This window comes from Marinomonas sp. ABL3_031, assembly GCF_056161265.1.
This window is the reverse complement of the sequence record NZ_JBSWYU010000012.1, coordinates 26,390-42,382: the sequence shown is the minus strand read 5'-3', so window position 1 is coordinate 42,382 and position 15,993 is coordinate 26,390. Positions and strand designations below refer to the sequence as shown.

The following is a 15,993-nucleotide window of genomic DNA, read 5'->3' as shown; positions in this document are numbered from 1 at the left end:
AATGCATGAAGATACAGCAACAAATTGAAGGCGTTTTGACTGAGGCGTTTGCTGTTCATCATATGACTTTGCTAAATGAAAGTCATATGCATAATGTGCCGCCGAACAGTGAATCGCATTTTAAGCTAATACTGGTGTCTGATGATTTTGTCGGTAAGAGAGCGGTGCAAAGACATCAAGATATTTACTCGGTGCTGCATGAAGAAATGCAATTAATACACGCTCTCGCACTGCATCCATATACAACAGAAGAATGGCAAAAGCGGAATGAAAATGCGCCGCTATCACCAAAATGTCACGGAGGTGAGTAACGGGCTAGCGTTACTCTAATAAAATGAGTATTAGTGTTATTCAAGACGATAAGACAAAAGTGGTTACCATTAGCCTATTCGGCAGCTTTGATTTTTCATTATTTAATGATTTTCGTGAAGCTTATGCCGACTTGAATGGATCATTTGATCGCTACATAATCGACATGTCTTCGGTCGAGTATTTAGACAGTGCAGCTTTAGGTATGTTGCTCAGTATGCGCAATGCCATCCCTGATCATCAGGAAATTGAATTACAAGGCGCAAACACTTTTATTAAAAACATTTTAATGATTTCTCGCTTTGATAAACGCTTTAAGATCATGTAAAAGGGACGAATGAAACTATTATGCATAGATAGTGAACCTGTTTATCGTGAGGTACTAACTCTCTGCGCGCAGAAAGAGGGCCTCGAGGTAATAACAGTGGGTTCTTATACTGAGGCCATTTCTACCTTCAAAGAATTTTCACCTGATATTGTCACTATGGATGTGATAGTCAAAGGGGGAAATGGTTTGAATTTGGTCAAAGAGCTAAAAAAACTAAGCGGTACACGCTTTGTCCCCATGATTATTTTGGCCTCACACACATCTGAATCGGTTATGGATCAGTGTTTCCATTCTGGCGCTGACGATTTCTTGCCTAAGCCATTTGATGAAATGCTCTTTAGTATACGTCTTAAAACTCATATGCGACATGTTGCATTGGTTAAAGAGATGTATAAGAAAAATAAAGCACTTACTTATTTCCAAGACATGATTGAACGTGAACATGAGATGGCTCATCAAGTTCTCGATCACATTCAAACTCGCAGCGAGAAAAATTCTGACCAAGTTGCCATTACGCGCATTTCGGCCGCCAGCTTCAATGGTGACTTGGCTCTTGTTAAAAAACGATCTGATGGTTCTAGATTGGTCTTCGTCGGTGACTTTACTGGTCATGGTTTACCTGCATCAATAGGGGCATTACCTGTTATGCAAACTTTTTTTGATGCTGTAGATGATCTAACTGAGCTTGGTGAATTAGCCATTCGTATTAATAAAACCCTGCATAGTCTTTTGCCGGATTACATGTTCTGCGCTGGTTATTTATTACTATTAAGTCCTGATGGAAATTTTTGCTATTGGGGAGGTGGTATGCCTCATGCTGTGATACGTCGAAAAAATGGTGAATTGGATTTTATCCAATCTTGTCATATGCCTCTGGGGGTTCAGACGACTTGTGAGTTCGACCCTAGCTTAAAGACCAATCATCTTAATTCAGATGACACCCTAGTGATATTGTCAGATGGGGTTGTGGAATTAAAAAACATCGAAAATCAAATGCTTGGTGATAAGAAAACCAATGAATTAATTAATCTACATTATCAGGACAAGAATCTTGCCGCTGCACAAAATAAGATGGAAAATGATCTAGAAGAATATTTGGGAGAAGCGGTACAACTGGATGATATTACTTTGGTTGCACTGCGACCTTAACAATCGATAGTCCTTTTATAAAACAGAGAGGGCGTTTCTCTGAAAGACCCGAAGGAGCACCTAATGGATGTAAAGCATTAGTGCAACGCAGGAGCAGGTTGCCGTAGTCAGAGGCCTTTTTTTCCTTCCTTAACTATTTTCTCTGATTATTTTTCTTAGAAGATTTGTTTTTATTACCTTTGTGGCGAGCATTTTTTACTACTGACTTTTTCTCTGGTTCAGTACGTAATACCAAAAATAAATCGGTAACCACCTCCGGAATTTGAGCGATACAAGAAATAGTCAGTTTTTCACTAGAGCGTATCTCAATGACTTCATCGTCATCAAAAAGATCGGAGGCAACCATGATGGGAAGTAAAAGCTCAGCGACCACTTCTTCTTTTTCTGATTCAAACCACTGAGTTTCAGTCATGAATACACCTTCCATGAAGCCTGTGGCCCATTCTTGCAATTCACTTAGTTCTTCAGCAGAAGTCCCCATTTCGATAGCACATGGCAACAGAAAGCCTTCTTCTGACTCAAGTTCTTTTTGAATATCAATGAAAAGACGAGATAAATACTGAATAATTTGCTGTTGTTGTTTGTCATTTTCAAATTCTGGAGTTTCTTCAAACACCACTGGCATCCAATTTGATTCGCTTATATTCACGGGGCAAATTGACAATGCTGTCAGAAAGCCGTGTGCCATAACAAAGTTTTGGCATTCTTCATGAACTAGATCAGAATCTAAAAAGTCTTCTAATGTTTCCAGTTCAAGATCATCAAGAGGTTGGTGAGCCATGTGTGAATTCCTAATGTTAATTTAGCTGGGAATTTTAGCGAAATGGCTCTGAAAAATCGATGCAGATTTTTTGCAAATCAGAGATAATGAGCAAATGACTGCAAATAAACAATCTGCCTTGGAGCAACTAGGCTTCTCTGAATATCGTCCCTTGCAAGAAGAAGCAATTGATAGCTTGCTTGATAATAGAGATGTGGTTCTGGCCGCACCTACTGGTGGCGGAAAATCCTTAGTGTATCAAGTGGCTGGTTTGGCAAAAGAAGGGGTTGCTGTTATCGTCAGTCCGTTAATTGCTTTAATGAAACAGCAAGTTGAATTTCTAAATCTTAAAGCAGTACAAGCACGATTTTTAAACTCAACGCTAAACCCTGGAGAGCAAGACGATTTAACTTGGTCTATTCGACATAACCACATTAAATTTCTTTATTTATCACCAGAGAAGCTAATCCAACCATCTGTAATCGGCTTATTGCAAAGCGTTGAGATAGCTCTATTTGCCATAGACGAAGCGCATTGTATCGCTCAATGGGGTGGATATTTTCGTCCAGAATACCGTCAATTAGGGCAAATTAAACGGCTTTTTCCGACCCCTCCTATCATAGCATTGACAGGCAGTGCCGATAAAACCACATTAAATAACATTGATCAATCACTTAATCTGCATAATAGCTTATTGCTAAAAGGCAGTATTGATCGACCAAACATACAGATGCAAGTCGCTCAGAAAAAACAGGCTAAGCAGCAAATTCTATACTTTTTACATCACGAAGTAGCTGGACTTTCAGGCATCATATACTGCCGTTCACGAAATAGCACTGAACAATTATCTCAATGGCTCAACCACCTTGGCTTTAATAGCCTTCATTACCATGCTGCCATGACGGAAGAGGCTAAAAATAAAAGCCATACTATTTTTTCTGAACAACTTGGTACTATCATGGTAGCAACCACTGCCTATGGAATGGGAATTGACCTTCCGCATATCGGTTTTGTGATTCATATGGATTTACCCAGTTCACCCGAATCTTATTATCAAGAAATTGGACGCGCAGGGCGTAACAATCAAATTGCTAAAACTTTATTACTCTATGGCTTGCAGGACATGATAAAAGCCCAGCAATTGATCAACCTAGAGACACAAGAATACCTTACCGAAAGGCAACGGCTACGAGACTTATTTGCCATTATTGAAAGTCGCCACTGTCGCAAACAAAGTTTATTAGCTTATTTTGATGAAGAAATAGAAGAATGCGGCCATTGTGATCGTTGTAAAGCCAAACAAAAAGAACACAATGTGACGATAGCAGCGCAGAAACTACTGTCACTTATTTATCACACTCGTGGAACACAAGCGTTTTCTACTTTGATTCAGGTGTTATTGGGCAAGCGAGTCAAAGTCACAAAAGAAATTCAGGCGGAAAAGCTGTCTTTATTTGGTCAAGGAAAAGAATTGTCTGAAGTCCAATGGAAATCAGTAATTCGCCATCTTTTGGCATTTGAATACATTCAGTTGGAAAATACTCAGGTGTTTTTTGTTCGTCTAACTGAAAAGGCACGACAAGTGCTAAAAGGTGAAGCACAGCTTATTATTGCTAATGATTTCTACTACCCAAGATTAAACGAATTAGAATTGTCTCATGAGCACCTAGCTTGGCATAAGATATCTGCTTGGCGGCATCGCAAATGCGTGCCCTTATCAGATGTGCAATTGCGTAAGATATGCCAACATAAACCTAAAAACGCGGCTTCATTAAGTCGTCTAGTAGGGATTTCTCTTGAGGAGGTTAATCACTTTGCCGAATCACTCTTGGTATTATTACATCAAGACCAGTCGACATCAGTATTGCAATGACTCATCAAAAAAACACAACCTCACTAAATGAACAAGCCTTACTAGAAGCATCGGTTGAACACTGTTTTCAGTGTGCCGATGCTTTTTTTGGCCATACTTTTTTGCGTGCTTCTTGTAACCTAAAGCAAAGAGGCAAGGCTGCCGGCACAGCTCATTTACAAAAAAACGAGATGCGTTTTAACGCCTTTATGTATCGACAGTCACCAGAAAAATTTCTTCGCACAGTTGTGCCACATGAGGTGGCTCATATTATTGTGTATCAAATATACGGTTCTGATGTTCGTCCACATGGTAAAGAGTGGCAAGCTGTAATGAGAAAAGTCTTTGGGCTCTCCCCGGATAGAACACATGACTTTGACGTACCAGCCCCTAAAACACGATTTTTATACGCCTGTCAGTGTCAACAGCATGAATTTACCGCCCGTCGCCATAATAAGGTCGTGCGCGGAACGGAATATCGCTGCAAGGCCTGTCAACAAAGGCTTTTATTTGTTAATCAAATTTAAAGCTATGTTAATTGACTTATAAATCATGAATTTTTATGCACATTTTACTCTGGAGTTGCATTTTTAATGCGATGTTTATGGGCTTATAGTAAAATAAACATGTTTTGTTTTTAGTGTGTGAATGATGGATCTATCAAATCGTCCCAAAGAAAAATTGGAGCTGAATAAGCTTCAAAAACGCCTTAGAAGATTGACCGGCCAAGCCATCGCAGATTTCAATATGATTGAAGAAGGCGATAAGGTCATGGTGTGTTTATCTGGCGGCAAAGACTCTTATACTATGCTTGAGATTTTACGTAATCTTCAAGCCAGTGCACCTATTGATTTTTCAATTGTTGCAGTCAACCTTGATCAAAAACAACCAGGCTTTCCAGAGCATATTTTACCTGCTTATTTGGAAGAAACGGGTGTGGATTTTCATATTTTAGAGCGTGATACCTATAGTATCGTTAAAGAGGTTGTGCCCGAGGGTAAAACAACCTGCGGCTTATGTTCACGCTTACGTCGTGGTTCTTTGTATGGTTTCGCTGAAGAGATAGGTGCGACAAAAATTGCCCTTGGTCATCATCGTGATGACATTTTAGAAACCTTATTTTTGAATATGTTTTTTGGTGGTAAATTAAAATCTATGCCCCCCAAATTGCTAAGTGACGACGGCAAACACCTGGTAATTCGTCCTCTTGCTTATTGTAAAGAAAAAGACATAGAAGCCTTTGCTGAGTTAAAAAAATTCCCTATCATTCCTTGTAATTTGTGTGGTTCACAGGAAAACTTACAAAGACAGGTAGTAAAAGACATGTTACAAAATTGGGAGAGAGAGTACCCCGGTCGTACTGATACCATGTTTACTGCCATGCAAAATGTTGTACCATCCCACTTAGCAGACACAGAATTGTTTAATTTTAAAGAGCTGAAGCAATCTCCCTCAGCTTTTGATCGACTTAATATTATTTCACTATAGGATTTGCGAAATGAATTTAAACCTTAAAGCCCTTTTCCTAACGCTAGGTCTATTAGGCTCATCCATTGCCTCTGCTGCTTCGACAGCTTCCGTTCATTTAACAAATGATACGGTTCAAGGTGATGTGAATTTGGATATGGGTACCTTTGGTATTGGAGCCGGGGTTTCCTATGATAAAGATGAAGATATTACGGCAGGGTACTTGGGGTTCAATGTTCAAGATTCCGAGGGTGGTAATGGTCCTCTGCAAGTGAGTATTGGCACGCGAGTTTACGCCGTTAATGCGGACAGAACGGCTGACGACGACGATATTTATACGGCGGTAGCTCTTGGCGGTTGGTACCGCTATACGTTGCAATCAGCCAATCGCGTTGCTATCTATGGATCCGGTTATTATGCGCCGGAAGTGCTGTCATTTACGAATCTAGATCACATGTATACTTATGAGTTTCGATTAGAATACATGACCATGAGAAATGCGCGCGCTTTTGTACGCTACGGTAATACCGTTATTGTTTTTGAAGACAATAGTCGTGAAGAAGCAAATAAAGGTTTTGCTGTTGGTGCTGAAGTAGAATTTTAATCTAGTATAATCGTTTAAGTATAAAAAAGTGGCTGTTAGCCACTTTTTTATACTGCTCAATTCATCGAAAATAAGACTTAAATCTTATTCACCATCAAAAGCGCACAAGCTGAACACTGGAACTTGTGTATCACGCAATTTCTGACTGCCGCCTAAATCCGGCAAATCTATAATGGCTGCCACTTCTTTAATATTGGCACCTTGAGCTGTTAAAAGCTTGATAGCAGCAAATAGGGTTCCACCAGTCGCTATCAAATCATCAAACAATAGCACTTGATCACCAGAATTAACCGAGCCTTGCTGAATTTCCAATTCAGCTTCACCGTATTCCAATGCGTATTTTTGAGAAATGGTCTTGCCTGGTAATTTGCCTTTTTTACGAACCAGAATAAGAGGCTTTTGTAACTCATAAGCTAACACCGCAGCAATTAAGAAGCCGCGAGCGTCAATGCAAGCTATATGGGTGATATCAGAATCAATGTAGCGATGAATATACGCATCCACAACCATTCTCATGCCTTTAGGATCACTGAAAATAGGGGTGATATCACGAAAACTAATACCTTCCTTTGGCCAGTCTTCTACGGTTCGAATGAGAGATTTAACGTAAAAATCATCGTAAAGCATCTCGAAAATTGCCTCTGTATTATTCAAAAGTGTGCAATTTTATCACAATCAGGCGCTACGCCAATGAGTTTTTGCATCGCTTCGAAATTAACGATCTGAATTTCTTTACCATCAACATGGATCAATTCATTTTTCTGGAAGCGTGTCATGACACGGCTTACTGTCTCAACCGCTAGACCAAGATAATTGCCCATCTCGCCTCTAGACATTGACAGACGAAATGCAGACGCAGAATAGCCACGCTTTTTAAACCTATTAGACAAATTCAATAAAAAAGAGGCGACTTTTTCATCGGCATTCTTTTTACCTAATAACACCATCATGTGTTGATCATCTGAAATTTTTCGGCTCATCAGGCGAAAAATTTGATGCTTTAATGAAGGAATTTGATTGGATAATTCTTCAAGATGCGCAAACGGAATTTCACATACGGTCGTTGTTTCTAATGCTTTTGCAGACACAGGGTAACTGTTTGAGTCAATACCACTTAACCCCAACAATTCACTGGGGCAGTAAAAACCCGTAATCTGCTCTTCGCCAAAAGAGGTGATTTTGTACGTTTTTAATGTGCCTGAGCGAACGGCAAAGAGTGAGTCAAAGGCATCTCCCTGACGGAATAAAAATTCACCTTTTTTAAGCGGACGCTTACGTTCAATAATTTGATCAAGTCGGTTAATGTCTTCATCAGCTAATGCAATAGGAAGGCATAATGCGTTTAGACTGCAATTCTGACATTGTGAAGTAAGCTTACTGCTGAATCTAGGCTGAGCGTGTGTTATAGCCATTGTTGGTTCTCCCTGATACGAATCTAGATAACTTTTGAATACTGTATTGCACCATTAAGATATTTATCGAACACCATACAAACACAACGTATTAGCAATCTGCCTCGTTCGGTCACTTTTATCCCATTTCTGCCTTGAGATGAAAAGTATTGCACCATATTATCTGCGAGAATGGGTTCTAATCTTGCCAGCTCATCAGAGAAATATTCGACAAATTTAATGTTATGTTTTTTCTCAATTAAGTCAAAATTCAGTTGAAAGTGGGACAGTAAGGTCATGATAACATCATGACGAATACGATCATCCTTATTACTGATATATCCCTTTGCGATGGCCAATTGTCCGTTTTCGATACTTTTTTTATAGGCATTCAATTCCAATTGGTTTTGCATGTAAGTTCCATTGATGCTGCTGATACCAGAAACACCAAAGGCGAGTAAATCTGTACCAGAGTGCGTTGTGTAGCCTTGAAAATTACGATGTAACAATCCGCTATCACGAGCTTTAGCGAGTTCATCTTGTGGTTTGGCAAAATGATCCATGCCTATGTATTCATAACCTGCGTCTACCAAGTAATTGATGCTCATCTTGAGTATAGCCAGTTTTTCTTTGGCGGGAGGCAAATGTGCTTCTGGCAAACGTTTTTGAGAGCGAAAACGATTAGGCAAATGCGCATAGTTAAACAAGGATATTCGATCAGGTGATAATCTAATCACATGATCTAATGTTTTCTGAAAACCAGACACGGACTGAAAAGGTAAACCATAAATAAGATCAAAATTAATGGATTGAATACCCAGTTCACGGGCCTTGTTAACTAATACCTTGACCAAATTATAAGACTGAACCCGATGTATACTCTGTTGTACTTTGGGATCGAAATCTTGCACACCTAGACTAATACGATTAATACCAAGTGATACTAATTCCGTAAGCTTATCGCCATCGATTTCTCTAGGGTCAATTTCAATGCTAAAATCCTGACCCCCATCTTGCTGCACATTAAAATTATCGTGCATGTGAGCAAATAAGGTACGAAAATGTTGAGCGTTCAAAAAGGTAGGGGTTCCGCCACCAAAGTGCAATTGTGTTACTTCACGACGATTATCAAGCATCAGACTTCTCAAGCGCATTTCTTCACCCAACAGCTCAACATAATCAGAGCCTTTATCATATTGCTTGGTGACTATTTTATTACAAGCACAGTAGTAGCAAAGGTTTGCACAAAAAGGGATGTGAAAATATAAACTCAATGGGGCGCAAGAAGGCGCCATCATATTGGTAATTAAAGCGACTTTATCAATGTTTGCGTCAAATTGCGGCGCGGTAGGATAGGAAGTATATCGCGGCCCTGATAGGTCATACTTAGCGATTAGAGCATCATCCCAAATCATTACTTGCTCCTATTAAAATTTCTAATAGCAAGTGTACTCTTAGCTTAAAGTCAGTTAGCTGACCTAGATCAATAGACTTAGACCGAAATGAATTAACCCCTTATAATTGAACCTTTTATGGCATTCTATGATAACCAAACTTGTATTAACCCATGGCGCAGGGGCGGGCCACCAAAGCGATTTTCTCAAACAATTAAGAATGGGGTTAAAGGCGGAATTGACATGCTCCGTGGAGCCTATGACCTTTGACTATATGAAAATCCAGGAAAGCAATGCAATTAAACGACCACCACCAAGATTTCCGACCTTGGTGACTGAATTAGAAGCACATATTAAAAACAGTAGTGATTGCGTGTTGGCAGGTAAGTCCATGGGGAGTAGGGTAGCAACGCAGCTAACTGAATTGCCCAATGTAAAAGGCGTTATTTGTTACGGCTTTCCCTTTTACCCACAAGGTAAACCTGAGAAAAATCGTTTATCCTTTTTAGAGAGACTAACCAAACCTTGCCTAATCATCCAAGGCACACGAGATGGACTTGGTAATTATGCTTGGGTGAATCAACAAACACTCAATAGCATGATACAAATGCATTGGATCGAAGGCGCGGACCATGATTTTAAATTGTTAAAAAAATACCAACGCAGCCAACAAGATGTCATTGCCGAATTGACTAAAGTAACACTGGATTGGTTAACACAAATAGAAAATTAGTAAAAAATGAAAAGAGGTTTTGAATGGAACACCAAGCTCTACTTGATGCGAGTGGACTTCTTTGCCCTGAGCCCGTGATGATGCTACATGGGGAAATGCGTAAAATAGCAGATAAAGAAATACTGAAGGTCATAGCAACTGACCCATCGACCACACGTGACATTCCAAAGTTCTGCCAATTTTTAGGTCACAAATTGGTTCAGCAAGAAGAACACGAGGACATCTATTATTATTGGATAGAAAAAAAGGGGGCTTAACGCCCCTATTTCATGTGCAAACCATTAGGCCACTCTGAGTTTTTGATCACTCTTATTACCTTGTACGGCAATGTTATAGATTTGTTGAAAGTTAGAGAATGACACGTCGATATCCAAGCGCAACTCCCTTGCCACATCGTTTGAAGACACTAAGCCTCGAATGGATTTGCTCGCTTCGTCAATAACCAATAAGTGTTGATACTGATTATTACGCTGACTAAACAACAAGGATTCAATATCTGAGTTCGCCAGTGATTTATATGACAAGGCCAGTAAGTTTTCCTTTGGGCGCATTAGATCGGCAACCAATAATTCCGAGCGCTGGTAACCGTCGGCGACTTGTTTAATGAAAATGTCCTCAGAAAGATCCTCCAAACTGATTACACCAATAAAATGATTGTCAGCGTCAACCACCAATTTCATACGTACATGCTCTTTACGCATTAATTTTACCAGTTCGTCTGCTCTTACATTAGATTCAATAACTCTTGGTCCACCCGTTGTAAAATCCGTAAATACGGTAAGAGCGGGTGAGTACAGATTGGTATTATCCGCCATTACAGGCCAAGTTAGTTCATTTACGTCTTTTGTAGATACATAAGTTAGGGTTTTCATAGCCATGCTCCTCGATACAATTAGAGATAAAAATAATTAGATGAGACTATGGCTAGGCGGTGCTCTGGCTTCGGTTAGAGTTAAGTAAGGATGGGGAGGTAAATCTTGCAGACTATTGTAGAGATTAATCTTTCTTACGTATGTTGATGGCAAGAAATTTTGATTTATGCCTATGTCTTTGTCAGAGCTAATGTCCTGATCAGCGACGTTGGTCTCGGTAAAAGCGTGTTCCATGGTAGGCTCTATCCAACGCAATTGACTCACTTCATTGGCATTAGCACGCTGAGACACCGTCAATAATGACGAGAGCAGAACAGCCAATATAATGAGTAATTGTGTTTTCATCCCACACCTACAAAAGTAACAAGACTTTCAATATATGCCTGTTAATCAAAAAAGCACAGTAATTTGGTAAAGATGCTCAAAATTTGCACTCTGTGCATGATTTGAGCTTGTCAATACTTGATCAAATATTGATCTATGTCGCACTTATTGTCTTTTTAATCGCCTACAATCTTAATGGTCGATATCACTTTTAGGAGAAAGATGATGAAAGCGGCAGTTGCAAATCAATTTGGTGACAATTTAAGCATTGAAACATTAGCCAAACCAGAGATTCAATCACATCAAGTGCTGGTGAAAGTCCATGCCTGTGGGGTATGCCACACAGATCTTCATGCTTGTCATGGAGATTGGCCCGTTAAGCCGACACTGCCTTTGATTCCAGGGCACGAAGGCGTTGGTGAAATTGTTGAACTAGGTGCCAGCGTCACACATCTTAACATAGGTGATCGTGTTGGTATTCCTTGGCTATACAGTGCTTGTGGTCATTGCGAATACTGCTTAGCAGGAGATGAAAACCTATGCTTGTCACAGCAAAATGCAGGCTATTCCGTGGCCGGCAGTTATGCCGAGTACTGTGCTGCTCATGCCGATTACGTTGTGAAGATTCCCGACGGTTTGAGCTATCTTGAAGCTGCGCCATTATTTTGCGCGGGAGTAACCACCTATAAGGCATTAAAACTATCGCAGGCCAAGCCCGGTGACTGGATTGCTATATTCGGTATTGGTGGCTTAGGGCATTTAGCCATTCAATACGCTGTAGCTATGGGATTTAGGGTGGTTGCGGTCGACACGGGAGATGCCAAGCGACAATTAGCAGAAAAGTTGGGAGCAGAAAAATTTTACGACTTCAAAATCGACAATGTCGTTGTTGAAATTAATGAATTAACAGGAGGTGTTCATGGCAGTATTTGTACCGCCGTGAGCAAAGTGGGCTTTAGACAAAGTTACGATGTGGTAAGACGTGGAGGTAAGTGCGTTCTGGTAGGATTGCCACCAGAGGAAATGCCATTACCCATATTCAACACTGTCCTCAATGGCGTCAGCGTGGTTGGCTCTATTGTCGGGACCCGCAAAGACCTTGAAGAATGTCTTGAATTTGCCGCCCGAGGTAAGGTGAAAGCCATCATAAAAGAAAAACGTTTGGAAGACATAAATGACATCTTTTCTGATATGGAAAAAGGTGAGATTACCGGGCGCATTGTGATGAGCATCAATTCTTAATTTGTCAGCGTAAAGTCATATTGGGCGCGCAAAGGTGCGCACTCAACTTTCCAAATAAAGATGATTATTCCATTCTAGTAGGCATTTTTGCCGTCTATTCCGAGCATTATTGCTAAATTCGGTCAATACTATGCATTTAGCACTCATGTTCTGCGTCAGTTTGTATTAGAATATGGACGTTTTTTCAATGTCATTACTTAGTGTGGCTTTGTGTAGCGTAAATTTGCCACCCTTAAGTCGACATGAAACAAAGTATCCAACTGCGTATTGATTGATAAAGGAGCTCAATAATGAGCAAAACTCGACCGGTCAACTTAGACATAAAGACCATACGTCTGCCCATTACGGCAATAGCCTCTATTTTGCATCGTATTTCAGCCGTCATCATTTGGGTGGGCTTGGGGATGACCTTGGCTGCTGGCTATTTCTCTCTACAATCAAATGATAATTTTGATGCTGTCTTTGGGTTTATTACTGAAAACTTTATTGGTCAGTTTATTGTATGGGGTTTATTGACGGCGTTTGGCTACTACATAATGGCAACGCTGAAGCACATTATTCAAGACTTTGGTCATTTTGAAGAGCTTGAAAGTGGGTTAATGATCGCCCGAGTTGCGATCGGCCTTGGTATTCTATTAAGCATTTTATCAGGAGTTTGGGTATGGCTATAAGTGCTGCGGACAAAGCAAGAAGCGGAACAAAAGAATGGCTTTTTCAGCGCATAGCAAATGCTTTGATCTGCATCTGGGCTATTGTTAGTGTCATTTTATTGGTTAATCATCAGCCGACAGGTTTGGCTGATTTGTCTGCATTACTTGCACCTATGTGGTTTAAAGTGTTCTCCAGTCTAGTCTTGATTATGGCGGCATTTAACTCTGTATTAGCAGGATGGCAAATCAGTACCGATTACGTTAAAGGCATTTTGATTAATTTGCTTTTTAATTTGTTGGTTCGCTTAGTAAGCCTGGTTTATCTTGTGGCTGGCTTATATTTGCTCTGGAGCTAATAGATAGCTGACGTTACGAATTAAAAACACCTTATAAAAAGGGGGGCTAGTTAACTAGCCCCCCTTTTTTCTGCTGCCAAGCATGATTAAGCAGGCATCATAATAGTCGCTTCACCTGACACAACCACTTTGCCTTCGCATTCGCATACTGTCTTAAGGGTAACGCGGCGGCGACGTTCATTGATATCAATCACGGTGACCTTAGTGACAACTTCTTGTCCAATGAGTACTGGGGCGCGGAACTTTAAGCTTTGCTCAAGATAAATGCAGCCAGGCCCTGGAAGCTGTGTGCCTATGGCTGCTGAAATGAAACCAGCGGTTAGCATGCCATGAGCAATGGGTTGGCCAAAGGATGTGGTTGCGGCATATTCAGCATCCAGGTGGACCGGATTCGTATCACCAGTAACTTGCGCAAACAGGTTAACGTCTTCTTGAGTAACCTTTTTGACCAGTTCAACAGTTTGATCTAGGGTTAATTCTTCAAGCGTATAAGCTTTGTTCATAGGGAATCCTTATTATCAAAATTTGCGCTATGTTACACTTTCAGACATCCAAATAACAAACATTTAAGGTTGACGATCAATGAGCTGGACGGAAGAAGAGGATAAACTGGCGGCACAAAACGCGAAGCGAAATCCTTTGGATATGGAATCTTCACAAGACATAAACCCTAACCAAGAAATTTGGACTCTACTGAAAGAAACTCTGGCCGAAAATGTTGCGGAAAAGCGTCGTGCAAGACGTTGGAAAATATTCTTTCGCTTTGTCAGTTTAGGAATTTTGGTTAGCATCTTAGTGACTTGGTTTTCTCGTATCAATATGGATGACATTGGCATACAGGGAAATACGGTTGCCATTGTTCCTATGCAAGGTGTCATTGGTGCTGAATCGGACATTGAGTCAACAGAAATGGTGTCTCTATTAGACCAAGCGTTTCGTACACCGCAATTACAAGGTGTAGTGATAGAACTAAACAGCCCTGGAGGCAGCCCAGTGCATTCAGGCATCATTTATGATGCCATTCGTAACAAACAAGCTGTGTACCCTGATATCCCTGTCATAGTGGTGGTAGGTGACATGGCGGCTTCAGGCGGCTATTACATTGCCTCAGCGGCGGATGAAATTTATGCTAACCAAGCCAGTCTAGTGGGATCAATCGGAGTGATTTCAGCGGGCTTTGAAGCGAGTGAATTACTTGACAAAATCGGCGTAGAGCGCAGAGTCTTTACTGCAGGTCGCAACAAAGCCTTTCTTGACCCCTTTACCCCAATGACGGATGAAGCGAAACAAAAGTGGCAATCTGTGCTGAACGAAACTCACCAGCAATTTATTCGCGCTGTAAAAGCAGGGCGGGGCGATAAGTTGCACATAACCGACGATGTTTTTTCCGGTATGGTCTTTACCGGCTCGCAGGCTGAGAGAATTGGTTTGATCGATGGGTTGGCCAGCATCAATCAACTTTTAGAGATGCGTTTTCCTGAGGCTAAGCCCATCTTGTTTGAGCCAAAAGAAGAGCCACTTAAAGAACTGGCTAAAGAATTAGGTGTAGAGTTTGCTTTGCAAGCGTTCAAACAAGCGAACATACAGTAGCGGCTTAAAAGCCTATCTTTCAAAAGCGCCATTGAGCGCTTTTTTTATGCCTATCCCATAAGCTTTAAGTCAAACTATGTAAGCGATTTTCTATTCTTGCAATGAATTGGTATGCCGTTCCATCTTATTAAGATAAATATGATATAATTATTACGTTATTTATCTTAAGTGTAAGCTAGGTTCTATCATGGCCAAAAAACCCAATATCTCACCCGAAGAAATACACCAGGCCTGTTGGCAGTTGATTGAACAAAAACAGTATCCAAACATACCTCGCTTAGCCGATTACTTTCTTCGTTTAGACGGTAGAAAGTGCTCTAACACCACATTGTTGAAAGCCATGAACGAATGGCACGAAATGTTTGAGGAACAACAGAAAGCAGACATACAGGATCTCAGTGATATTCTTAAATCACCTTTTGAGCAATTTATGCGTAATAGCGCAAAACAACTCAATCAACTCTTAGCAGAAAAACAACATAGCTTGGACGAAGCGCATAAGATGAAACGCGAATCCATCGATTCAAAACATCTTTCGTTAATGCAGCAAGTGGTCAAGGTAGAAGAAGAGAACGCCCGACTTAAAGAAGCCTTCACTGAGCAAAGAAATGGCATAGAGCAGCTTGAAAACAAACTCATGTACAGCGAACAGCGACTGAAAGAAGTCATGGAATATAATCAAACACTAAAGCATCAAATTGAAGAAAAACAGCAGCATTATGAGTACTTAAGACTCAATAATGCACAACAGGAACTGAATTTAGCCAAACAAGACCATCATATTGTGATGCTGACAAACCAATTAAAGGAAAAATCAGAACAACTTAACAGCATTCAGAAACAACTTCAGCAGCGAGACCATCAAATTCAACAAGCGCAGAAAATGCAACAGCAACTTAATCAATTGCAGCTTGATATGACGCAACTTGTGAAGAGTCATGGAGACAACAAACAATAATCGTTATACTGTGC

The 15,993-nt window shown here is 40.5% G+C and carries 21 protein-coding genes; 14 read left to right on the top strand and 7 right to left on the bottom strand.

The window, feature by feature from the left end; translation table 11 throughout:
- The first annotated feature begins 5 nt into the window (after window positions 1–5).
- Genes ACXAH2_RS13345 through ACXAH2_RS13335 form a run of 3 tightly spaced genes read left to right on the top strand, consistent with a single transcriptional unit; the run spans window position 6 to window position 1,786 of the window.
- Complete coding sequence (locus ACXAH2_RS13345; protein ID WP_475079151.1) at window positions 6–311, top strand: BolA family protein; 306 nt, start codon at window positions 6–8, stop codon at window positions 309–311.
- A 23-nt stretch (window positions 312–334) separates the two neighbouring features.
- Window positions 335–637: an STAS domain-containing protein gene (locus ACXAH2_RS13340; RefSeq protein WP_475079150.1), complete on the top strand. Its 303-nt coding sequence runs from the start codon at window positions 335–337 to the stop codon at window positions 635–637.
- A 9-nt stretch (window positions 638–646) separates the two neighbouring features.
- The gene (locus ACXAH2_RS13335; protein WP_475079149.1) at window positions 647–1,786 is read left to right on the top strand and encodes a SpoIIE family protein phosphatase; all 1,140 of its coding nucleotides are present in this window, start codon (window positions 647–649) and stop codon (window positions 1,784–1,786) included.
- A 133-nt stretch (window positions 1,787–1,919) separates the two neighbouring features.
- Here the strand turns inward: ACXAH2_RS13335 and ACXAH2_RS13330 are convergent, their stop codons facing one another.
- Window positions 1,920–2,567 (bottom strand): UPF0149 family protein, encoded by a 648-nt coding sequence (locus ACXAH2_RS13330; RefSeq protein WP_475079148.1) that lies wholly within the window; start codon window positions 2,565–2,567, stop codon window positions 1,920–1,922.
- Between the two features lie 94 nt (window positions 2,568–2,661).
- Here ACXAH2_RS13330 and ACXAH2_RS13325 point away from each other — a divergent pair, with 94 nt between their 5' ends.
- The 4 genes from ACXAH2_RS13325 (at window position 2,662) to ACXAH2_RS13310 (ending at window position 6,469) form a co-directional block, all read left to right on the top strand.
- Window positions 2,662–4,419, top strand: a complete 1,758-nt coding sequence (locus ACXAH2_RS13325; protein ID WP_475079147.1) for a RecQ family ATP-dependent DNA helicase — start codon at window positions 2,662–2,664, stop codon at window positions 4,417–4,419.
- Entirely contained in the window at window positions 4,416–4,925 is a 510-nt protein-coding gene (locus ACXAH2_RS13320; RefSeq protein ID WP_475079146.1) for a SprT family zinc-dependent metalloprotease, read from the top strand. The genes ACXAH2_RS13325 and ACXAH2_RS13320 overlap by 4 nt, the downstream gene beginning before the upstream one ends.
- A gap of 121 nt (window positions 4,926–5,046) precedes the next feature.
- Entirely contained in the window at window positions 5,047–5,886 is an 840-nt protein-coding gene (gene ttcA, locus ACXAH2_RS13315; RefSeq protein ID WP_475079144.1) for a tRNA 2-thiocytidine(32) synthetase TtcA, read from the top strand.
- 10 nt (window positions 5,887–5,896) lie between these two features.
- Window positions 5,897–6,469, top strand: a complete 573-nt coding sequence (locus ACXAH2_RS13310) for a YfaZ family outer membrane protein (protein ID WP_475079142.1) — start codon at window positions 5,897–5,899, stop codon at window positions 6,467–6,469.
- A gap of 84 nt (window positions 6,470–6,553) precedes the next feature.
- On the opposite strand, the gene ACXAH2_RS13305 is transcribed toward ACXAH2_RS13310, so the two are convergent.
- From ACXAH2_RS13305 to hemN, 3 genes are read right to left on the bottom strand one after another with little or no spacing between them, the layout of a single operon-like run.
- A complete protein-coding gene (locus ACXAH2_RS13305; protein WP_353668446.1) occupies window positions 6,554–7,096 on the bottom strand; it encodes an adenine phosphoribosyltransferase in 543 nt (180 codons plus the stop codon).
- 23 nt (window positions 7,097–7,119) lie between these two features.
- Window positions 7,120–7,881 (bottom strand): fumarate/nitrate reduction transcriptional regulator Fnr, encoded by a 762-nt coding sequence (fnr, locus tag ACXAH2_RS13300; RefSeq protein WP_475079141.1) that lies wholly within the window; start codon window positions 7,879–7,881, stop codon window positions 7,120–7,122.
- Between the two features lie 23 nt (window positions 7,882–7,904).
- A complete protein-coding gene (hemN, locus tag ACXAH2_RS13295) occupies window positions 7,905–9,275 on the bottom strand; it encodes an oxygen-independent coproporphyrinogen III oxidase (RefSeq protein ID WP_475079139.1) in 1,371 nt (456 codons plus the stop codon).
- Window positions 9,276–9,402: 127 nt separating this feature from the next.
- On the opposite strand from hemN, the gene ACXAH2_RS13290 reads away from it, so the two are divergent.
- Entirely contained in the window at window positions 9,403–9,987 is a 585-nt protein-coding gene (locus tag ACXAH2_RS13290) for an alpha/beta family hydrolase (RefSeq protein WP_475079137.1), read from the top strand.
- A 23-nt stretch (window positions 9,988–10,010) separates the two neighbouring features.
- Window positions 10,011–10,244 carry a sulfurtransferase TusA gene (gene tusA / locus ACXAH2_RS13285; protein ID WP_475079135.1) on the top strand — a complete coding sequence of 78 codons (234 nt, stop codon included), beginning with the start codon at window positions 10,011–10,013 and terminating at the stop codon, window positions 10,242–10,244.
- Between the two features lie 24 nt (window positions 10,245–10,268).
- On the opposite strand, the gene ACXAH2_RS13280 is transcribed toward tusA, so the two are convergent.
- Window positions 10,269–10,859, bottom strand: coding sequence for a CBS domain-containing protein (locus ACXAH2_RS13280; protein ID WP_475079133.1), 591 nt, complete (start codon window positions 10,857–10,859; stop codon window positions 10,269–10,271).
- A gap of 36 nt (window positions 10,860–10,895) precedes the next feature.
- Window positions 10,896–11,204 carry a hypothetical protein gene (locus ACXAH2_RS13275; RefSeq protein WP_475079131.1) on the bottom strand — a complete coding sequence of 103 codons (309 nt, stop codon included), beginning with the start codon at window positions 11,202–11,204 and terminating at the stop codon, window positions 10,896–10,898.
- Window positions 11,205–11,408: 204 nt separating this feature from the next.
- On the opposite strand from ACXAH2_RS13275, the gene adhP reads away from it, so the two are divergent.
- The 3 genes from adhP (at window position 11,409) to sdhD (ending at window position 13,431) form a co-directional block, all read left to right on the top strand.
- Window positions 11,409–12,425, top strand: coding sequence for an alcohol dehydrogenase AdhP (gene adhP / locus ACXAH2_RS13270; protein WP_475079265.1), 1,017 nt, complete (start codon window positions 11,409–11,411; stop codon window positions 12,423–12,425).
- Window positions 12,426–12,715: 290 nt separating this feature from the next.
- Window positions 12,716–13,096: a succinate dehydrogenase, cytochrome b556 subunit gene (sdhC, locus tag ACXAH2_RS13265; protein WP_475079130.1), complete on the top strand. Its 381-nt coding sequence runs from the start codon at window positions 12,716–12,718 to the stop codon at window positions 13,094–13,096.
- Window positions 13,087–13,431 (top strand): succinate dehydrogenase, hydrophobic membrane anchor protein, encoded by a 345-nt coding sequence (sdhD, locus tag ACXAH2_RS13260; protein WP_475079129.1) that lies wholly within the window; start codon window positions 13,087–13,089, stop codon window positions 13,429–13,431. The genes sdhC and sdhD overlap by 10 nt, the downstream gene beginning before the upstream one ends.
- Before the next feature lie 86 nt (window positions 13,432–13,517).
- Here sdhD and ACXAH2_RS13255 read toward each other — a convergent pair whose 3' ends face one another.
- Window positions 13,518–13,934, bottom strand: coding sequence for a MaoC family dehydratase (locus ACXAH2_RS13255; protein WP_475079127.1), 417 nt, complete (start codon window positions 13,932–13,934; stop codon window positions 13,518–13,520).
- A gap of 79 nt (window positions 13,935–14,013) precedes the next feature.
- Between ACXAH2_RS13255 and sppA the strand changes: the two genes are divergently transcribed.
- Together sppA and ACXAH2_RS13245 are read left to right on the top strand one after the other, a co-directional pair.
- On the top strand, window positions 14,014–15,021 hold the full coding sequence (gene sppA / locus ACXAH2_RS13250) for a signal peptide peptidase SppA (protein ID WP_475079126.1): 1,008 nt from the start codon (window positions 14,014–14,016) through the stop codon (window positions 15,019–15,021).
- Window positions 15,022–15,208: 187 nt separating this feature from the next.
- Window positions 15,209–15,979, top strand: a complete 771-nt coding sequence (locus ACXAH2_RS13245; RefSeq protein WP_475079125.1) for a DNA-binding protein — start codon at window positions 15,209–15,211, stop codon at window positions 15,977–15,979.
- Window positions 15,980–15,993: the final 14 nt, after the last annotated feature.